Genomic DNA, 13673 nt, shown 5'->3' with positions numbered 1-13673 from the left:
GGGGAGGAGCTTCCCTCCAAACCGGAGAAGACTCATGCGTTTTAATCAAGCTCAAATCACACAACCACTGTGCATTGAACTGTTTCCCTATCAGGAGACGCCCCACAATCGATCCAGAGCAGAGTTCAGTGCTATGGCTTCGCAACAGCAAGAGATGAATTGCGAACGCCGGAAGGACTTCCTGAAGCGGTTTGAGGTGCTGAAAGCTACGGGTGATTCCATTCGCTCGTTTCCGGCAGATCTTCGTGGGTCTTTCGCGGGTTATGAGATGCCGCCGGCGCCTCGTTTGACTCTCGATCTTCCTATCACCGCGGCAAGTCATCATCTGTTGGATGAGGTTCCAATAGGCACTTTGGATGACTATGCGAATCTCTGCATGGATGACGACTTGGATGGGCAACCTACCTTGGCATTGAGCCCGCCTCGAAATGACGGGAACTCAAAAACCTCGGTTACCGGTAATGATCGGACTGTTCAATCTCAGCAGCAATTGGTGGACGATTCCGAGGGGATCGACTGGTCCAATGCTAAGACGGGTGTTGTTCGGCAGGTCGGCCGCTATCGTTACAAGTTTGACCAGAAGGAATCAATGTCGTACCTGGTTCGCCTGGGTCAGCATAACTACGTTTGGGGTATAGACCTTGAGCGTGTCGTGAATCTTCACGGCATCAAGCGTGGTGATCGCATTTCCTTGAAGTGTGTTGGTAAGCAGCCTGTTGAAGTCGAGGTTGATGAGATTCAGCCTGATCAGTCTGTTATCACTGTCAAGAAGTGGGTAGAGCGCAACACCTGGGTAGCAAAGGTTCATCAACGTGCACCTGAGCCACCGCAGGATAAGTAGTTGTTCAGTCAGGGTCGCCATACGGCGGCCCTGGCTGAGTCCTTTTTCGAGAACCACTCGTTGTCAAAAAAGGATTCATCGCGTCCGGATGTTCCGACGCTTGAGTAGCTGATATCAGCATTTAAACACCCAGCGGGGTTTCATACTCCCGCTTGGGGGGTATGGCCTCACTCTCTCTAGGAGTCGCTATGTCCAACATTAATCCAGTTCGAAAATACCTCACGGTTCTCAGTGGCCAGGGAATATCTGTTCCTCCAGAGCTGTTTACATATCTGACTGCTTTGGAGTCACTTCAGGAAGCCGCTGAAACACTCATATCTTCTGCCGACGATACTGGTTGTGACGCCAGCCTAACGGTGGTCGATTCTGGCTATCTCAAGCAGGTTCGCAACCAAATCTTTGAACTTGATCGTCCGCTTGAGGCAACCGGCGAAGTGTCGATTCAACTGACGCTATCCACCCTAGACCGCTTTGGCGAGCTCTATGGGGAAATAAGGCCGGCGCTCAGCACAGCTGCAATCTCAGAAATCCTGAGTATTGCGGTTCATGCTGCCAATATTCATGGGAAGGGGTTTTATCTAGGCGATGTCCTTGATGAGCTTGTCGAGAGTCTTGAAACTCGTGATCTCTTAAACCACCAAGGTGAGCTGGACCTGTCGAAATGTACCGTCGAAGTAACATTCGATGTCGACACGTCCGATGGCCTTCAGGATCCTGATCTAGGGGCTGCCGTACACGCCCTTACGGGACGTCGCGTATTGATTGATCGCACTCATGTAGCTGGCGCTTCGGCTCTTCACATGAATACGTCGTACCCAAATGCTAGTAAGTACGGCATACCAGAGGTAGCAACAATCCAGGGGGCCAAGGCACTTGCGAGCCATTTTGGACTCGAGCATTCGGCTCTTGAACTCGCAACCGAAGACACCGGTGACGATAGTGCTGATCAAGTTGTTCTCACTGTCAGGATGCCAGCGACAGCAGTGTATCTCGGTGGTATGTCGCTTGTTAGAGATGTTGCCGACCGCAAATTACCAATTGGATTCGACCAATTGAACGCGGATGAGCGGATAAATTTCGTGAATCAGTGTGTAAAAACACAGTTTTCAGAACCTGCCATTTAACCGCGGTGCCCCGACTTACTGAAGGGGCTCGCATCACACATAACCCAGCAGGGCTCTGTCCCTGCTGGGGCGGGGTCTTGCTTCAAACGAGGAGCAAGCCGTGACTCAAAATACTTACCAAAACCCTAATATTCGATTTAGACAAGGCCTCCGGTACCACGGAACATGGGAGCACGATTGCTGGATCGACGGAAAACAACACAAGCTTGTCGTTGGCGATAATTCATACGATGGGCGGCGGGAGTACTTCTCAGGGCTGAGTGACGAAGAGTTCGTTCGGGATGTCGTTGGTCGAAGGGACACGATCTGCTTTACGGACAACAACGTGGTGCCAGATGAGCTCGTAGTGGCGTTCAATGAGTGGAGGCATGTAGTGCATGTTGAAAGGGTACTACGCCTGACAAGCCAGCCTGAGCGTTATGGGGTGATTCATCCCAGCGATCCATCACTGCTCCCATTCCCAACGGTGGTACCTGTCGTCTATCGGCAAGGTGCTGGGTGGATTCGCACCGGCTTAAAGGAGAACTTTCAGTGAGCGGCTGTAATTCTCAGGAGGCCATCCAATACGAAGGTCAGATCTCGGTTTTCAGAAGCCCATTCAGTTCAAAGGTACTTTTAGCTGATAAAGCGGTGATTGACCGGTATGGCAATCTTTCCTGGCACGCGCTTTTGCCCGATGACCCGCTGGGGCTGAAGGCAATTGATGAGTATCTGAAACCCGGAAAGTGACATTCAATGTATATCCGTCCCCCTTTGTCGGGGGGCGTTTTGAGAACATATCCCAAAGCATGAAGCTGCTCCGGAATACGTTTTCTGTTGTCAGTGTGTACTGACAGGAAAAGCTGAAAACTCAGCACCGGCCTATGCCGATTTAACCCCTGCGGGCCTTTTTCCCCGTCGGGGGAGGGGTCCGTCTTCTGGAGATGATCCTATGTTTAATGAATCCACCTTAGCTCACCGTTCGAGTGTTCATTGGTTGCTGTCTTACCAAGGCCGGCATACCTACGAATGTGCTTTCGAGGGTGAGCAGTTCCGAGTAGAGGTGCAAATTGCAAAGGAGCGCTACCCCGAATACTCAAACCTGACCCAAGAATCGTTTGAGCGATCGGTGAACGGTGCCGTCGGGTTCGTGACCTCTGCACCGTCAAGGCTCACTACCGATTTCATCGCAATGTTCAATCGCTTGAGATACGAGGAGTGGTCGGCCCAAGTAAGTGAAATGCTCAAGCAACCGGAACGCTTTAAGGGATTTATCCCTGAAGGATTCAAGGTTTATGTGGGCGCTGTTTACAGCCCAACGGGTTGGATTCGACTACAGAGCTTCGAGGACGTGAGGAACTTGGCCGGCATACCTTTTGACGTGGCCATCGACCCAACGATTGAGATTCAGTGAGTTTCGAAACCTGTTTCATTGGGTTGGAATAACAGTTGTTGAGATTGTCCTTTGATGGTGTCCGCTCTCAACAAAGTAGGAGCCTTTCAGGTCAGACAGGGAGGGCTTTTGTGTGGTATTGCCTGGCTTGCACAGCCTGTGATCACCAGGCACAATCGTTAGCAGTTTCATTCGGCTTGAGCCGACTGTTCTCAGCTGAATTTCCAGCAACTATCTCATCCCATGCGGACGCCATCCGCGGCGGGGCAGCTTTTCGGTAAGAGCTGCATCCTAGGCTAATTGATACCAATCGATTCCACTTTACGGACACCGCTGAGTCACCTCAGATAGGCGTCGTGACGTGGCATGGGTTTAATCACAGCGCGCGTATCAAGCTTTTGGCTTGGTGAGCTCACCATCATAAAACCACCCTCGAGGGAGCGAAGCCCCTCTTGGGCTTGGCTCTCTCTTTCACAGGAGAGAAACCATGACGTGCATCACCGATACCCAATTCGGATTTCGATTTATTAGCAGCTACCAGGGCGTATTCAGCTATGAAGCTACCATTCCAAATGGACGCTCTGGAGGCGAATGTGTGCGGCTCATGTGCCGTGTGGAACGCCAGCCATACATTCAGCCTGCAACTATTTCTGAGGCTGACTGGGAATTGCAAGTAAATGGAAAGCTTGGAATGGTGACGTGCTATCCACCAGAGCTTCTCACAAACGAGTTTGTTGCGGCTTTCAATCAGTGGCTTTTTGCTGAGTGGCAGCGTGACGTTTCTCAAATCGCAAAATTCCCTGAGATATATGGGCCGTATGAAGGTGGATGCTTTCAGATCCTCGTTGGCGGGAAATTCGAAGTGGAGAAGGGCTGGACGCCGCTTCAGTCCAAGGCCGATGTTGCAAAACTGGCCGGCCTTCCGTTTGGAAGCGTTGGTGTGATGTAGAAATACTTCGCGTGAGGTAGCCCAGATGTCGGGCTTTCTCACGCGTCATCAAAGAGTCCTTTGACCAAGCTGAAAGTCTTGGTGAGAAGATTCATCTGTTGCCTTGAGGCGTCAGAGAAAACTAGCTGGTGTTACCAGCACATCAATCACCCTGCAGGGTTTCATGACCCCGCATTGGGGATATGGCTCTGCTCCATCACGGAGCTGCATCATGAATAACTTACAAGCCTGGATTTCCCATACCAACGATGGTCGGGCAATCGTTTACCTGTCAGCAACCAAGCGTGTTGGGGACATCCCGAATGCATCCCAGGCTACTGCGGGAAGTGTTTTCGAGGCCTTCAAGGCATCGTTTCGGGATTTCAGCAGTGGTCTCCTTTCAGCGCAGGTACCAGTAAATGCAACCCATCTGGGTTGCGTAGTCGATGGTGATGTAGATATTTCCGCTTGTTTGATGTTCCTCGTCAAAGCGGGCTTAAAGAACTACTGGGTCGCAAACTTTGGTCGATTCACTCGGTTGAGTGCTCTTTGGCTGCATATCCAAGGTTGTCTTGGCTATTCCGCCGGCGAGTTCCACGTTGTGCACGACGAATACATGCGAGCGGTTATGGCTAATCACTCCAATCTTGACGCCCTTGCACCGCAGGTCCTAGTGATTCTCAACGACGGAAACCCAGTTCAAGTGCAGACGTTTGGTTTGCCGGACATTACTAAAATCACTGTTGTGAACCAGTTGCATCAGGATGAAGTGACGTCCGAGGATCCGTTAGATCTGCTGAGGCTTTCGTTCGCCAACGGGCAAGTTGTCGAGTCCGTGAAGGACGTGACGCCAGAAGTTCAGATCGTGAAAAGCATAAAAGATTTGGCTGTTCTGGCCTGACCCTTGAGGGCATCGTCCCTTATGGGCGTTGCTCCTCCCATTTCTAGGAGTGTGAGATGACAACCGATTCGAATTTGGCCACCCAGAATGAATCTGACGGTGGTATTGGGAGTACGAGTTCTACAGCGCCGGCGATTTTCGTCCGCGATGAAGAGGTTCGCCATACCCTGATTGCGGCTTTGCGCTTTTGGCAAGAGAAGGGGATGTGCGATCCCGTTAATCGATCGGATGAAATGCAGGACCTGGCCACAAATGGTGATGAGGTTACGTCCCTATGTGATGTAGATGTCGACCGCCTTGTTGAGGATCTGGTGTGGCCTCCCACGGCTGAAGATTTTAGCGTGCTGCTCAATCAAAAAACCTAAATGTGCCGGCCCTTTTGGGCCGGCCACAACTAAAGAATTCTTTCCTCTGTCAACGCAAAGGATATAGGCAAGGATTCTTCGACTGCTCATGTGAGCGGACGAGAAAAACAGCTGGCGATCGTCAGCACTTTAAAACCCACAGGGGCAATCATCCCCTTGGGGGTGGTGCTCCTGCTAAACCGGAGTATCACCATGACGACTATTTTAAACGTAACAATTGGCGAATCCAGAAGCGGCGTTGCTCGGGTCTGGATGGAAGGTCAAAAGCTGGTTCACGCTGGCATTAAGATCGGTGCGAAGTACCTGGTTCGAGGCGATGAAACACAAAAGCGCATCGAGCTTGTGCCGGTCGATGATGGTTCGGTTGTAGAGGGTCTTGTGACCGTCTCCAAGCGTGAGCGCAACGGTTTGATCACCCCACTATTGGAGATTCGCACCGAGCTGCTCAAGTCCTTCTATGAGGGCTGCGAGAAAGTTCGTGTGGTGATTCGTAATGGTCGTCTCGCGATCTCAGCGCTGCATGTTGAGATGAAGATTCGCGAACGCGTGGAGCGACTTAAGCAGAAACTGGCCAACAAGGAGAAATTGGCATGTGGCTCGCTGTTTCACGGCGGAGGTGTTCTCGATAAAGCGTTGCACTCAGGCTTGCTAGCTGCCGGAGTAGCAACGTTTATTCAGGTAGGCGTTGAGATAAACGGCGACTACCTGGATGCATCGTTGCGCAACAATCAAGAGCTATGGAGCGCTGACTCGATCGCTGTCTGCTCGGACATCCGCGACCTGGACATGAGCAATGCCATTCCTCAATTGTCGATGGTGGTCGGTGGAGTGCCTTGCACGGGCGCCAGTCGGTCCGGTAAGGCGAAAAATAAGATCAAGCATGCTGAAGAGCACGATTCGGCAGGAACGCTGTTCAACGACTTCCTTGATTTTACAAAAGCCTCCAATCCAGCGGTCATTCTGATTGAAAACGTCAAGGATTATGCGAGTTCGGCCGGCATGGCAGTGATTCGCAGCACCCTGACTTCTAGAGGCTACAACCTGTACGAAACGGTTCTCGTTGGTACGGATTTTGGCGTTCTTGAGGCTCGTGAGCGAATGGTGTTTGTTGCCATTACGAAGGGGCTGGATGTGGACTTTTCTTTCCCTGAGAAAGGTAAGAAAACAACGCAAACAGTTGCTGACATTCTTGACAGCGAAATTTCTCTGAGTTCGGACCGCTGGAAAGCGTATGACTACCTCGCTATCAAGGAGGAGCGCGATAAGGCAAATGGCAAAGGGTTTCGTCGTCAGCTGATCAGCTATGACAGTACATCAGTGGGAACGATGACTCGCGGTTATCAGAAGGTGCGCAGTACAGATCCTCATCTTCAACACCCGGAGAATTCGACCCTCTCCCGTCTCTTCACGCCGCTTGAGCATGCCCGTTTGAAAGGTGTTCCCCAAAGTCTTATTGAGGGGCTTTCAGAAACAACGGCGCATGAACTCTTAGGTCAATCTGTTATTGGGCCGGTCTTTGAAGCGGTGGGATATAGCCTCGGTCTGGCGCTGACAAATCAAAAGCCTAAGCCCGTTTTCAACGAGCTGGTTGTATCCGGTGTGATTGATTTTCCTGGTCAGGAGACAGCTGAGGATGGCGTTACAGATTGGGATGTAATTCTGGAAGTAGGGAATAAAGCAGATCAGGTGCCGCAGTTAATCACCAGTCAGCCTTTCCCCTCCCAGGTAGCGCTAGAGTTCGCCTAGCGAATTCTGAAACCTTGTTGGCGATGGTGTTCATCGTTAACTACGTGAGGTCGATCTGACCTTATTTTCTACCCTGACGGGCATTCATCCCGTCAGGGGTGCGTGTCCGCCTTAACCATAGGTGCCATGCATGAACCCAATACTTCTTGCAGCCCGGATGATGGGCGATCGGAAGATGACTCGACGTGGGACTGCCAAGACGGAGTCCTGTACGATTTTTCTTTGGGAGCTTGATGACGGAAAGGTGATTGAGTTGATTCGTGATACGCCAATCTCAGGCACTCACTGCTTTCGTAGTGTGAAGGAGCGAGGTGAGCCTTTTGAGACTCTCCTCAATTACTACGAGCGGGGGCACGCACGGGTCTTCTCACCCAATCGCTTTATGGCTGCTTGATCCGGTTTCACCTGTCCTTTGGGGCGGGTGAAGCCTCTACCATCTCGCGATTTCTTGTCGTATAGTTTTGCTGAGGCTCCACAGCCTTATCTGCATAGCTGGATGATCAGCACTCTTGTTAACACCACCATCCTCACGATTTCTTTCCCAAGCTTGCTTTGCGAAAGCAATTGTCTCTCGCAGTCGTTGCTCGACTGCAGATCGCTAAGCTGACAGCAATTCAGCATTTCTCAATCAACTTCAAAAACCCAATGGGGGTATCACTCCCATTGGGTGTGGTGCCCTCCTAAACCGGAGTGCAAACCATGAAATTTCAATCCTCTGTTCTGTCCTTTCCAAATCGTGGACCTTGGGGTGATAACAAGTACCGCGGCAACTGCAGTGGGCACGTCATCCGAGGTTTCTTCGAGACCTATCACCGGAACAAAGCAGGCTTAGCCTTTGACCCAAGCATCGGCGGTGGGACGTCCGTAGACGTAGCCAAGGAACTGGGGCTTCGTTTCAAAGGAACAGACCTACACCAGGGGTTCAATCTCCTACTTGACGATGTCGGTCAGTTTCTTGGAGAGGAAGCACACAGCTGTTTTTGGCACCCGGCTTACCTGGACATGATCACGTACAGTGGAAACATGTGGGGAGAGCCAAACAAATGGGACATGAGCCGCATGGCCATGAACGACTTTGTTGAGGCCCTAGAGCTTGCGATCATGAATATCCACGACTCGATGGAGCGGGGCGGTACCTACGGAATCCTCATGGGTAATTTGAGGAGAAAGGGGGAGTATTACAACCTGTCTTCGTTGGTCGAGCGGGTGGCTCCAGGAAAGCTGATTGATGAGATTATCAAGACTCAGCACAACTGTTTATCCGATCAAAAAACCTATGGGAATATCGTCAGGATCGCTCACGAAAAACTGCTGGTTTTCAGAAAGGATCAAAGTTCGCTTCTCTTCCTGGCCAAGGTTGATCGTCGAGCGTCCTCGATGATCGGTACCACCTGGAGGGCTGCTGTAAGGCGAATTCTGCAGGGCGGAAAAGTGATGCACCTGCGGGAAATAAATGAACTGATTGCGCCTTACGCTCAGACACGGGCCAATCAACATTGGGAAGCGAAAATCCGCCAGGTCTGCCAAGACGCTCGATTTTTTGAGCGTGTTGCGCCAGGTACCTATCGGCTCGCAGCCTAGAGAATGAATCTCACATCACTCCGGGTAACCGGGGTGATGAAGAGACCGCTTCGGCAAGGGCAAATTGCTCAAGCGGTTTCAATCAGACCAATGTGCGTCTGATCTGAAAAGCTGTTCATCTTGATCAGCACATAAACCAACCGACGGGGTTTGGCACTCCGTTTGGGGTGTTAGCTCCGTCCATTTCTGGAGTTAACACATGAAAAAACTTGAATTGTTGGGGGAGTACTTCGCCCACATCCTAATGGGCATCGTATTTTTCGTAATACTTGCTCTCGCTAGTCTGCTGATCTCAGTTGTAACTCACTGGGTCGGTGGCTTTGAGGCTGGCAAACATCTCGTTCCCTTCCTCGGGTTCATAGAGTCTTTGCTTTTGGTAGCGGACTGCGTGTTCGTTTCTTGGTGGGTGCTTTTTTCTACCTGGAAGGCATGCAAAGAGCTGCGTGGCTGAGTCTGACTCAATGAGGCGGCTCGAGCTCGCCTACCAAACAAACAGGAAATACAGAGGGATTCGCCAATGGATAACTTCATCCGTGGCTTCAAGCGTGGCGTCAAGCAATCTTCAATTGGTTACTGGGCACCCGCTGTAGCGTTATGGGTACTGTTGAAGAACACAACCATCAACCTGGTGGATAGTGTTTCAAGACTCGACTCTTAGGCTTTCCTGCTTCAAATCCGCCGCGGTCCAACTCACAATTGCACTGCAGCACTTCCTCTCCGCAAGGGCAGGATCTGATCGCATCCTAGGGCGCATGCCCTAGGCTGCTGATTCGGAAACCACTTTGGAAATTCAACAATTTCCAAAGTGGTTTTAGCTGGTAACAAAGAATCTTCTGCCCGGTCATGTGACCAGGTTGAGTAGTGAAGCTGAGCACTTTCTCTTCAGCATTCCAAAATCCGCAGGGACATCCATCCCTGTGGGGTGGTGACCTCCCTGCATCTTCTATGGAGGTACCTATGGAGAACAATTCGTCTCCGCACAAGAAACCGTGGTATGCGCCTTTGGCTCATTTCGCGGCGCACTCGATCATCGGGAGCGGCATCTTCGTCATCGTGGCTACACCCGCGGTTGCGCTCGGCTGGCTCGTGCACACACTTAAGGAATATCACGTTGATGAGTTCACGATCAGCGTCCTTTCAGTGCTTGAACGAACCATCCTAATGGTCGACTGTGCTTTGTTTCTTTCACATTTAGCCTTTACGGCGCTCAGTGCGTTTAAGGAGATGAAGGATGGCGAGTAATACAAGTTGGATCGTTGATAGCTTCGATGAGTTTGCCAAAGCGGCTCTTGAAGCGCCGGCGATTTATTTCGCTCCCGCACGTGGAGCGATTCAAGGGGTGGTTCAGCAATGGCGCAAGTTGCGTGAAAGAAACGGACCACGTGGCGACACCCCAAAGCGGGCCTGATTGCATTGTCTGACGTAGTCTCAAGGAGTATGCTCAAATCATGAACGTAGCGAGGAGCTCATCATGGTTCGGAAACAACTTGTAGACTTCGTCAAAGGCTTTGCAGCTGAGTTTGCCGTTGCTGCCAAAGCTGCTCCGGCGATTTTCTTCGCACCTGTAGTGGGCGCAAAAGCTGTACGCCAGCAAGCAAAAAAGAACCGCTGATAGCTCAAATCTGCCCCTCTTCGAGGGGCAACTTCTTTCCCTCCTGATCGGGTTCCACCCCGTTTGTGGTTGCCTCCTCTAGGGCAGTCGATTCTCATTTGATTTCTTCACTCATCTAATTCGATGGGTTCAATATCGACATTTTTCAGGCAGCTTCTGTCGGATGTCGATATTGAATCCCACCTGGAAGCAATGCGTTTTCTAGGCTGATAGTCAGCTGCAGCTCTATGCAGCAATCATTTTGGCATTCGCCAATTCACCCATGGGGGTTCTTATCCCCCTGTGGGCATGAGATCTCCTTTTTCCGGAGGTCCCTATGAACATTTTTCAACAGCTTGAAGCAGCAGGCTTGAATTCCGCTGCAGCGACCCTGCCTGGACGAGTTGCGCGCATGATGTCCAATGGAATTGAATGCAGCGCAGAAGACACTCTTACGTTGGTTGAGAGGCAAACATTGCTTTCCATTCAATGTCGGATGCGACTGGTCAAGGTTTCAACTCAAGCTGAGCTCGATGAGCACGGCCGCCTTGTGAACCTTCTTGTCCAGTACACCAGTGAATCCAGAGAATGGCTTCTCACGCAGCCGCTTCTTCGACTTCATATGATGTTCGAGGCTGTGGAAGCAACCTGGTAAAAAACCGCACCTTGGTGCATTTACAGCTGCAGTTTGCAGCAAACCCAGTCGGGGCCTCTCCCGATTGGGAGCGGTCTCGGCATCAACTGTTGGAGGCCCTATGCATTATGAACCTGTCCACAAACTGACTGATGATCTGCAGCTTCGGTATTCACACTATCGTGAAATCATCGAGCAGCGTAAGCGTCGGTTGTTCCCAAACGGGGAGGAGGAGGGATTCGCAGATTCCCTTCTGCTGGATCGAAGAGATCGTCCTCACTACCTGGCGGCTTTGGCTGGAATTTCTCAGCTGGAGATCGATGCAGGGCTCGGTGAGCGCGGAATCACTACCACGGAGCATCTTCGTGAGCATATTGAGTTGGTTCACCAGATCTCGGCGGAATGTCGCAATGTTCCTGCATCCGAGTTGAGGCTTTATAGCTTGGATTTACTCCGGGCGATGAAAGCTGAAATGGTGGATGTTCGAAAGAGTGCGTAAGTGATAGAAGCGGGGGATTTTCCCCCGCTTTCTTCTCTCAATACCTGGTGCTATATTTCAACACAGCTGACTCAGCACCTCTCATGCCGGCAGGCAAATCGTCATATCCGATTTCTGAATTGCTTTGGAAAACCAGTATTTCCAAAGCAAGATTCTTCCTCTCGCCTGTGCGATTGGAGATATCGCAAGCTGCGCGATTCTTTGCAGCACTTAACTGCCCATTCGGGCTACACAACCCTGCAGGGTCTTACCCCCTGTTGGGGTGGGTTCTGCATCTTGAATATGAGGTGCACCATGTTCGATTTGATCATCATCATTGTCGACTTCGTTTTCGACATCATGTGAAACCGATCTGGGCCGGGGTCTACCGCTTCCTTGAAGCGATAGACCCTTAGGTCTTGAGTCTATTTCCGCAAACCAGTGTTGCGAAAGTAGATTCCAGAAGACGCCCTGTGGCTTCTTCTTGATAGGCAGCTGACCCTCGTAGTCAGCACTCGGCATCAGCCGCTCCCGATGGGGTTCCTCCCTCATTGGGGCGGAACTTCATCTCCATTCTGGAGGTGTTCATGATCAATTCTGAAAATCCACGTCTACCCGTGTTACGGCATGTACGTGGCCAAGGCCATCTCGCAAGCATTTCGACCTTGATTTGCTCCAGCCTGGCACTGGAGGTTCTGCATGAGCAATAAGCCCAAGCAACCACAGCAGCCTATTGTCCCCAAGCCGATAAATCGGGTTGGACATCATCTTGATGCGCTCACTGATGATCGTTTTGTTGATCTGATGAGCAGTTTGTGTGGAATTCCTTCGAAGCCCAAGGCGGGTGGAAAATGAAGAAATTTCCCAGACTGATCGAGCTCCTCCGTGAAACCATGAATCTTACTCTTGGTGAAGCCGAAGCCCTCACAAGGGGAGTCGAGGCTGAAGCGGTATCAAGATGTGGCGGAAGAAATAAAGTTGTTCGCCGAGCTTTCGCTCTTCGACAAAATCTGGCGGTTTCTCGACTCATGCGTCGATATCCGGCCGCCGCTGATAAGACGGTATATGCGATCGATCGAGGCTACACCGGTCGACGACGTGTGCTGATTCACGACGGAGCGGTTGTTTCTCACGGCAATCAGCAGTGGGAGACTTTCCTCTCCAGCCTCAATAAATAAAACCGACCATCCCTATCAGGGGCTTTTTGCCCCGGTGGGGTGAGAAGCCTCCATTACTGGAGTTCTTCTATGTCTATGAATCATGCAATCAAAACAGCAATGACTCGTCACTTAACAGCGAAGGGGTATCCAACGGATGACATCCGTTATTCCCTAAGTAGCTGCCAGGGTGACGGAGCGAGCTTTGCCGGCGAGCTTGATATTGTGACCCTGGCCAAGCGGCTGGTCCCACAGTACTCGGAGGAGATTTGGAAAGGCCTCCAGCTTGACGAAAAGCTTGCGATCAATCGGATCAGTAGCTGTCGTTATGTCCATGAAAGATCCACCTCTTTAAGCCATGACGCTAAATGCGTTGAGCTCACTGAGGCACACGAGTTGGGTGGCGCAGCGCAGCGGGTAGCTTTCCACTGTCTGGTTCAGGCTTTGGAGGCAGACATTGTCGATACCGGCAGTGAGCTCGCATCACTGGGCTACAAAATCATAGAGGCCTATCCAAGTGAGGAAAAACTGATTCGACGCTTCTCAAGGCGAAATTTCAGAGTCGAAGTCTATAAGTTCTCAGACGAGCGCTATGACATTTTTGGTGAAGCAACCTCCACCGATGAGCTCGACTTGGTCATACAGGAAGTCCTGTGTGGAAAAATCGAAGCGCTCGGATTAGAGGTTCGAATCGAGATGCTAGACGATGATGGCGAAGAAATTTCAACTCTGGCCATGAGTGTTTTTGAAGGGTTCTCAAGGGACTCGTCAATCTCTGGGCTGTGTCCACACAGTCGGTCTTTGGTGCGTGAAGCAATAGTCGAAGCTCGAGAAACGTACACCAAACTTCTTAAGCCGCGATTGCGGCAAGCAGCATAAAACAATCCCATGGGGGTCTCTGGCCCCCTTGGGGCGGAGTACCTCCAGTCACTTTTCCCCCGGCTTCGGGGCTTCC

General features: G+C 51.2%; 19 protein-coding genes. All 19 read left to right on the top strand.

The features are described 5' to 3' along the window. The first annotated feature begins 34 nt into the window (after nucleotides 1–34). Entirely contained in the window at nucleotides 35–841 is an 807-nt protein-coding gene (locus ACODSV_RS02530) for a hypothetical protein (protein WP_454838445.1), read from the top strand. A gap of 188 nt (nucleotides 842–1029) precedes the next feature. After that, a complete protein-coding gene (locus ACODSV_RS02525; RefSeq protein WP_489044715.1) occupies nucleotides 1030–1965 on the top strand; it encodes a hypothetical protein in 936 nt (311 codons plus the stop codon). A 531-nt stretch (nucleotides 1966–2496) separates the two neighbouring features. After that, entirely contained in the window at nucleotides 2497–2694 is a 198-nt protein-coding gene (locus ACODSV_RS02520) for a hypothetical protein (RefSeq protein WP_454838443.1), read from the top strand. 202 nt (nucleotides 2695–2896) lie between these two features. Next, nucleotides 2897–3358, top strand: coding sequence for a hypothetical protein (locus ACODSV_RS02515; RefSeq protein ID WP_198865892.1), 462 nt, complete (start codon nucleotides 2897–2899; stop codon nucleotides 3356–3358). Nucleotides 3359–3824: 466 nt separating this feature from the next. Continuing rightward, the gene (locus tag ACODSV_RS02510; RefSeq protein ID WP_454838442.1) at nucleotides 3825–4286 is read left to right on the top strand and encodes a hypothetical protein; all 462 of its coding nucleotides are present in this window, start codon (nucleotides 3825–3827) and stop codon (nucleotides 4284–4286) included. 211 nt (nucleotides 4287–4497) lie between these two features. Beyond that, nucleotides 4498–5166, top strand: coding sequence for a hypothetical protein (locus tag ACODSV_RS02505; protein ID WP_454838441.1), 669 nt, complete (start codon nucleotides 4498–4500; stop codon nucleotides 5164–5166). 56 nt (nucleotides 5167–5222) lie between these two features. Then, a complete protein-coding gene (locus tag ACODSV_RS02500; RefSeq protein ID WP_454838440.1) occupies nucleotides 5223–5531 on the top strand; it encodes a hypothetical protein in 309 nt (102 codons plus the stop codon). A 192-nt stretch (nucleotides 5532–5723) separates the two neighbouring features. Beyond that, nucleotides 5724–7277, top strand: a complete 1554-nt coding sequence (locus ACODSV_RS02495) for a DNA cytosine methyltransferase (RefSeq protein ID WP_489044711.1) — start codon at nucleotides 5724–5726, stop codon at nucleotides 7275–7277. A gap of 699 nt (nucleotides 7278–7976) precedes the next feature. Further along, nucleotides 7977–8858 (top strand): hypothetical protein, encoded by an 882-nt coding sequence (locus tag ACODSV_RS02490; RefSeq protein ID WP_010465773.1) that lies wholly within the window; start codon nucleotides 7977–7979, stop codon nucleotides 8856–8858. 199 nt (nucleotides 8859–9057) lie between these two features. Further along, a complete protein-coding gene (locus tag ACODSV_RS02485; protein ID WP_158456555.1) occupies nucleotides 9058–9309 on the top strand; it encodes a hypothetical protein in 252 nt (83 codons plus the stop codon). A gap of 66 nt (nucleotides 9310–9375) precedes the next feature. Next, on the top strand, nucleotides 9376–9516 hold the full coding sequence (locus ACODSV_RS02480; RefSeq protein ID WP_158491248.1) for a hypothetical protein: 141 nt from the start codon (nucleotides 9376–9378) through the stop codon (nucleotides 9514–9516). Nucleotides 9517–9815: 299 nt separating this feature from the next. After that, entirely contained in the window at nucleotides 9816–10100 is a 285-nt protein-coding gene (locus ACODSV_RS02475) for a hypothetical protein (RefSeq protein WP_010465784.1), read from the top strand. After that, the gene (locus ACODSV_RS02470) at nucleotides 10090–10266 is read left to right on the top strand and encodes a hypothetical protein (RefSeq protein WP_185710098.1); all 177 of its coding nucleotides are present in this window, start codon (nucleotides 10090–10092) and stop codon (nucleotides 10264–10266) included. The genes ACODSV_RS02475 and ACODSV_RS02470 overlap by 11 nt, the downstream gene beginning before the upstream one ends. A gap of 63 nt (nucleotides 10267–10329) precedes the next feature. Continuing rightward, nucleotides 10330–10470 carry a hypothetical protein gene (locus ACODSV_RS02465; RefSeq protein WP_454838437.1) on the top strand — a complete coding sequence of 47 codons (141 nt, stop codon included), beginning with the start codon at nucleotides 10330–10332 and terminating at the stop codon, nucleotides 10468–10470. A 316-nt stretch (nucleotides 10471–10786) separates the two neighbouring features. After that, complete coding sequence (locus tag ACODSV_RS02460; protein ID WP_454838436.1) at nucleotides 10787–11104, top strand: hypothetical protein; 318 nt, start codon at nucleotides 10787–10789, stop codon at nucleotides 11102–11104. A gap of 100 nt (nucleotides 11105–11204) precedes the next feature. After that, on the top strand, nucleotides 11205–11582 hold the full coding sequence (locus ACODSV_RS02455) for a hypothetical protein (RefSeq protein ID WP_010465787.1): 378 nt from the start codon (nucleotides 11205–11207) through the stop codon (nucleotides 11580–11582). A 678-nt stretch (nucleotides 11583–12260) separates the two neighbouring features. Further along, complete coding sequence (locus ACODSV_RS02450; RefSeq protein ID WP_198865899.1) at nucleotides 12261–12416, top strand: hypothetical protein; 156 nt, start codon at nucleotides 12261–12263, stop codon at nucleotides 12414–12416. Continuing rightward, a complete protein-coding gene (locus ACODSV_RS02445) occupies nucleotides 12413–12739 on the top strand; it encodes a hypothetical protein (protein WP_454838435.1) in 327 nt (108 codons plus the stop codon). Before ACODSV_RS02450 ends, ACODSV_RS02445 begins: the two co-directional genes overlap by 4 nt. 69 nt (nucleotides 12740–12808) lie before the next feature. Then, nucleotides 12809–13597, top strand: a complete 789-nt coding sequence (locus ACODSV_RS02440; protein ID WP_489044705.1) for a hypothetical protein — start codon at nucleotides 12809–12811, stop codon at nucleotides 13595–13597. The last annotated feature ends 76 nt before the right edge of the window (nucleotides 13598–13673 follow it).

Source organism: Pseudomonas sp. FG86, assembly GCF_057808775.1.
The sequence above is the reverse complement of the archived record's forward strand: the minus strand, read 5'-3'. Positions and strand labels throughout refer to the sequence as shown.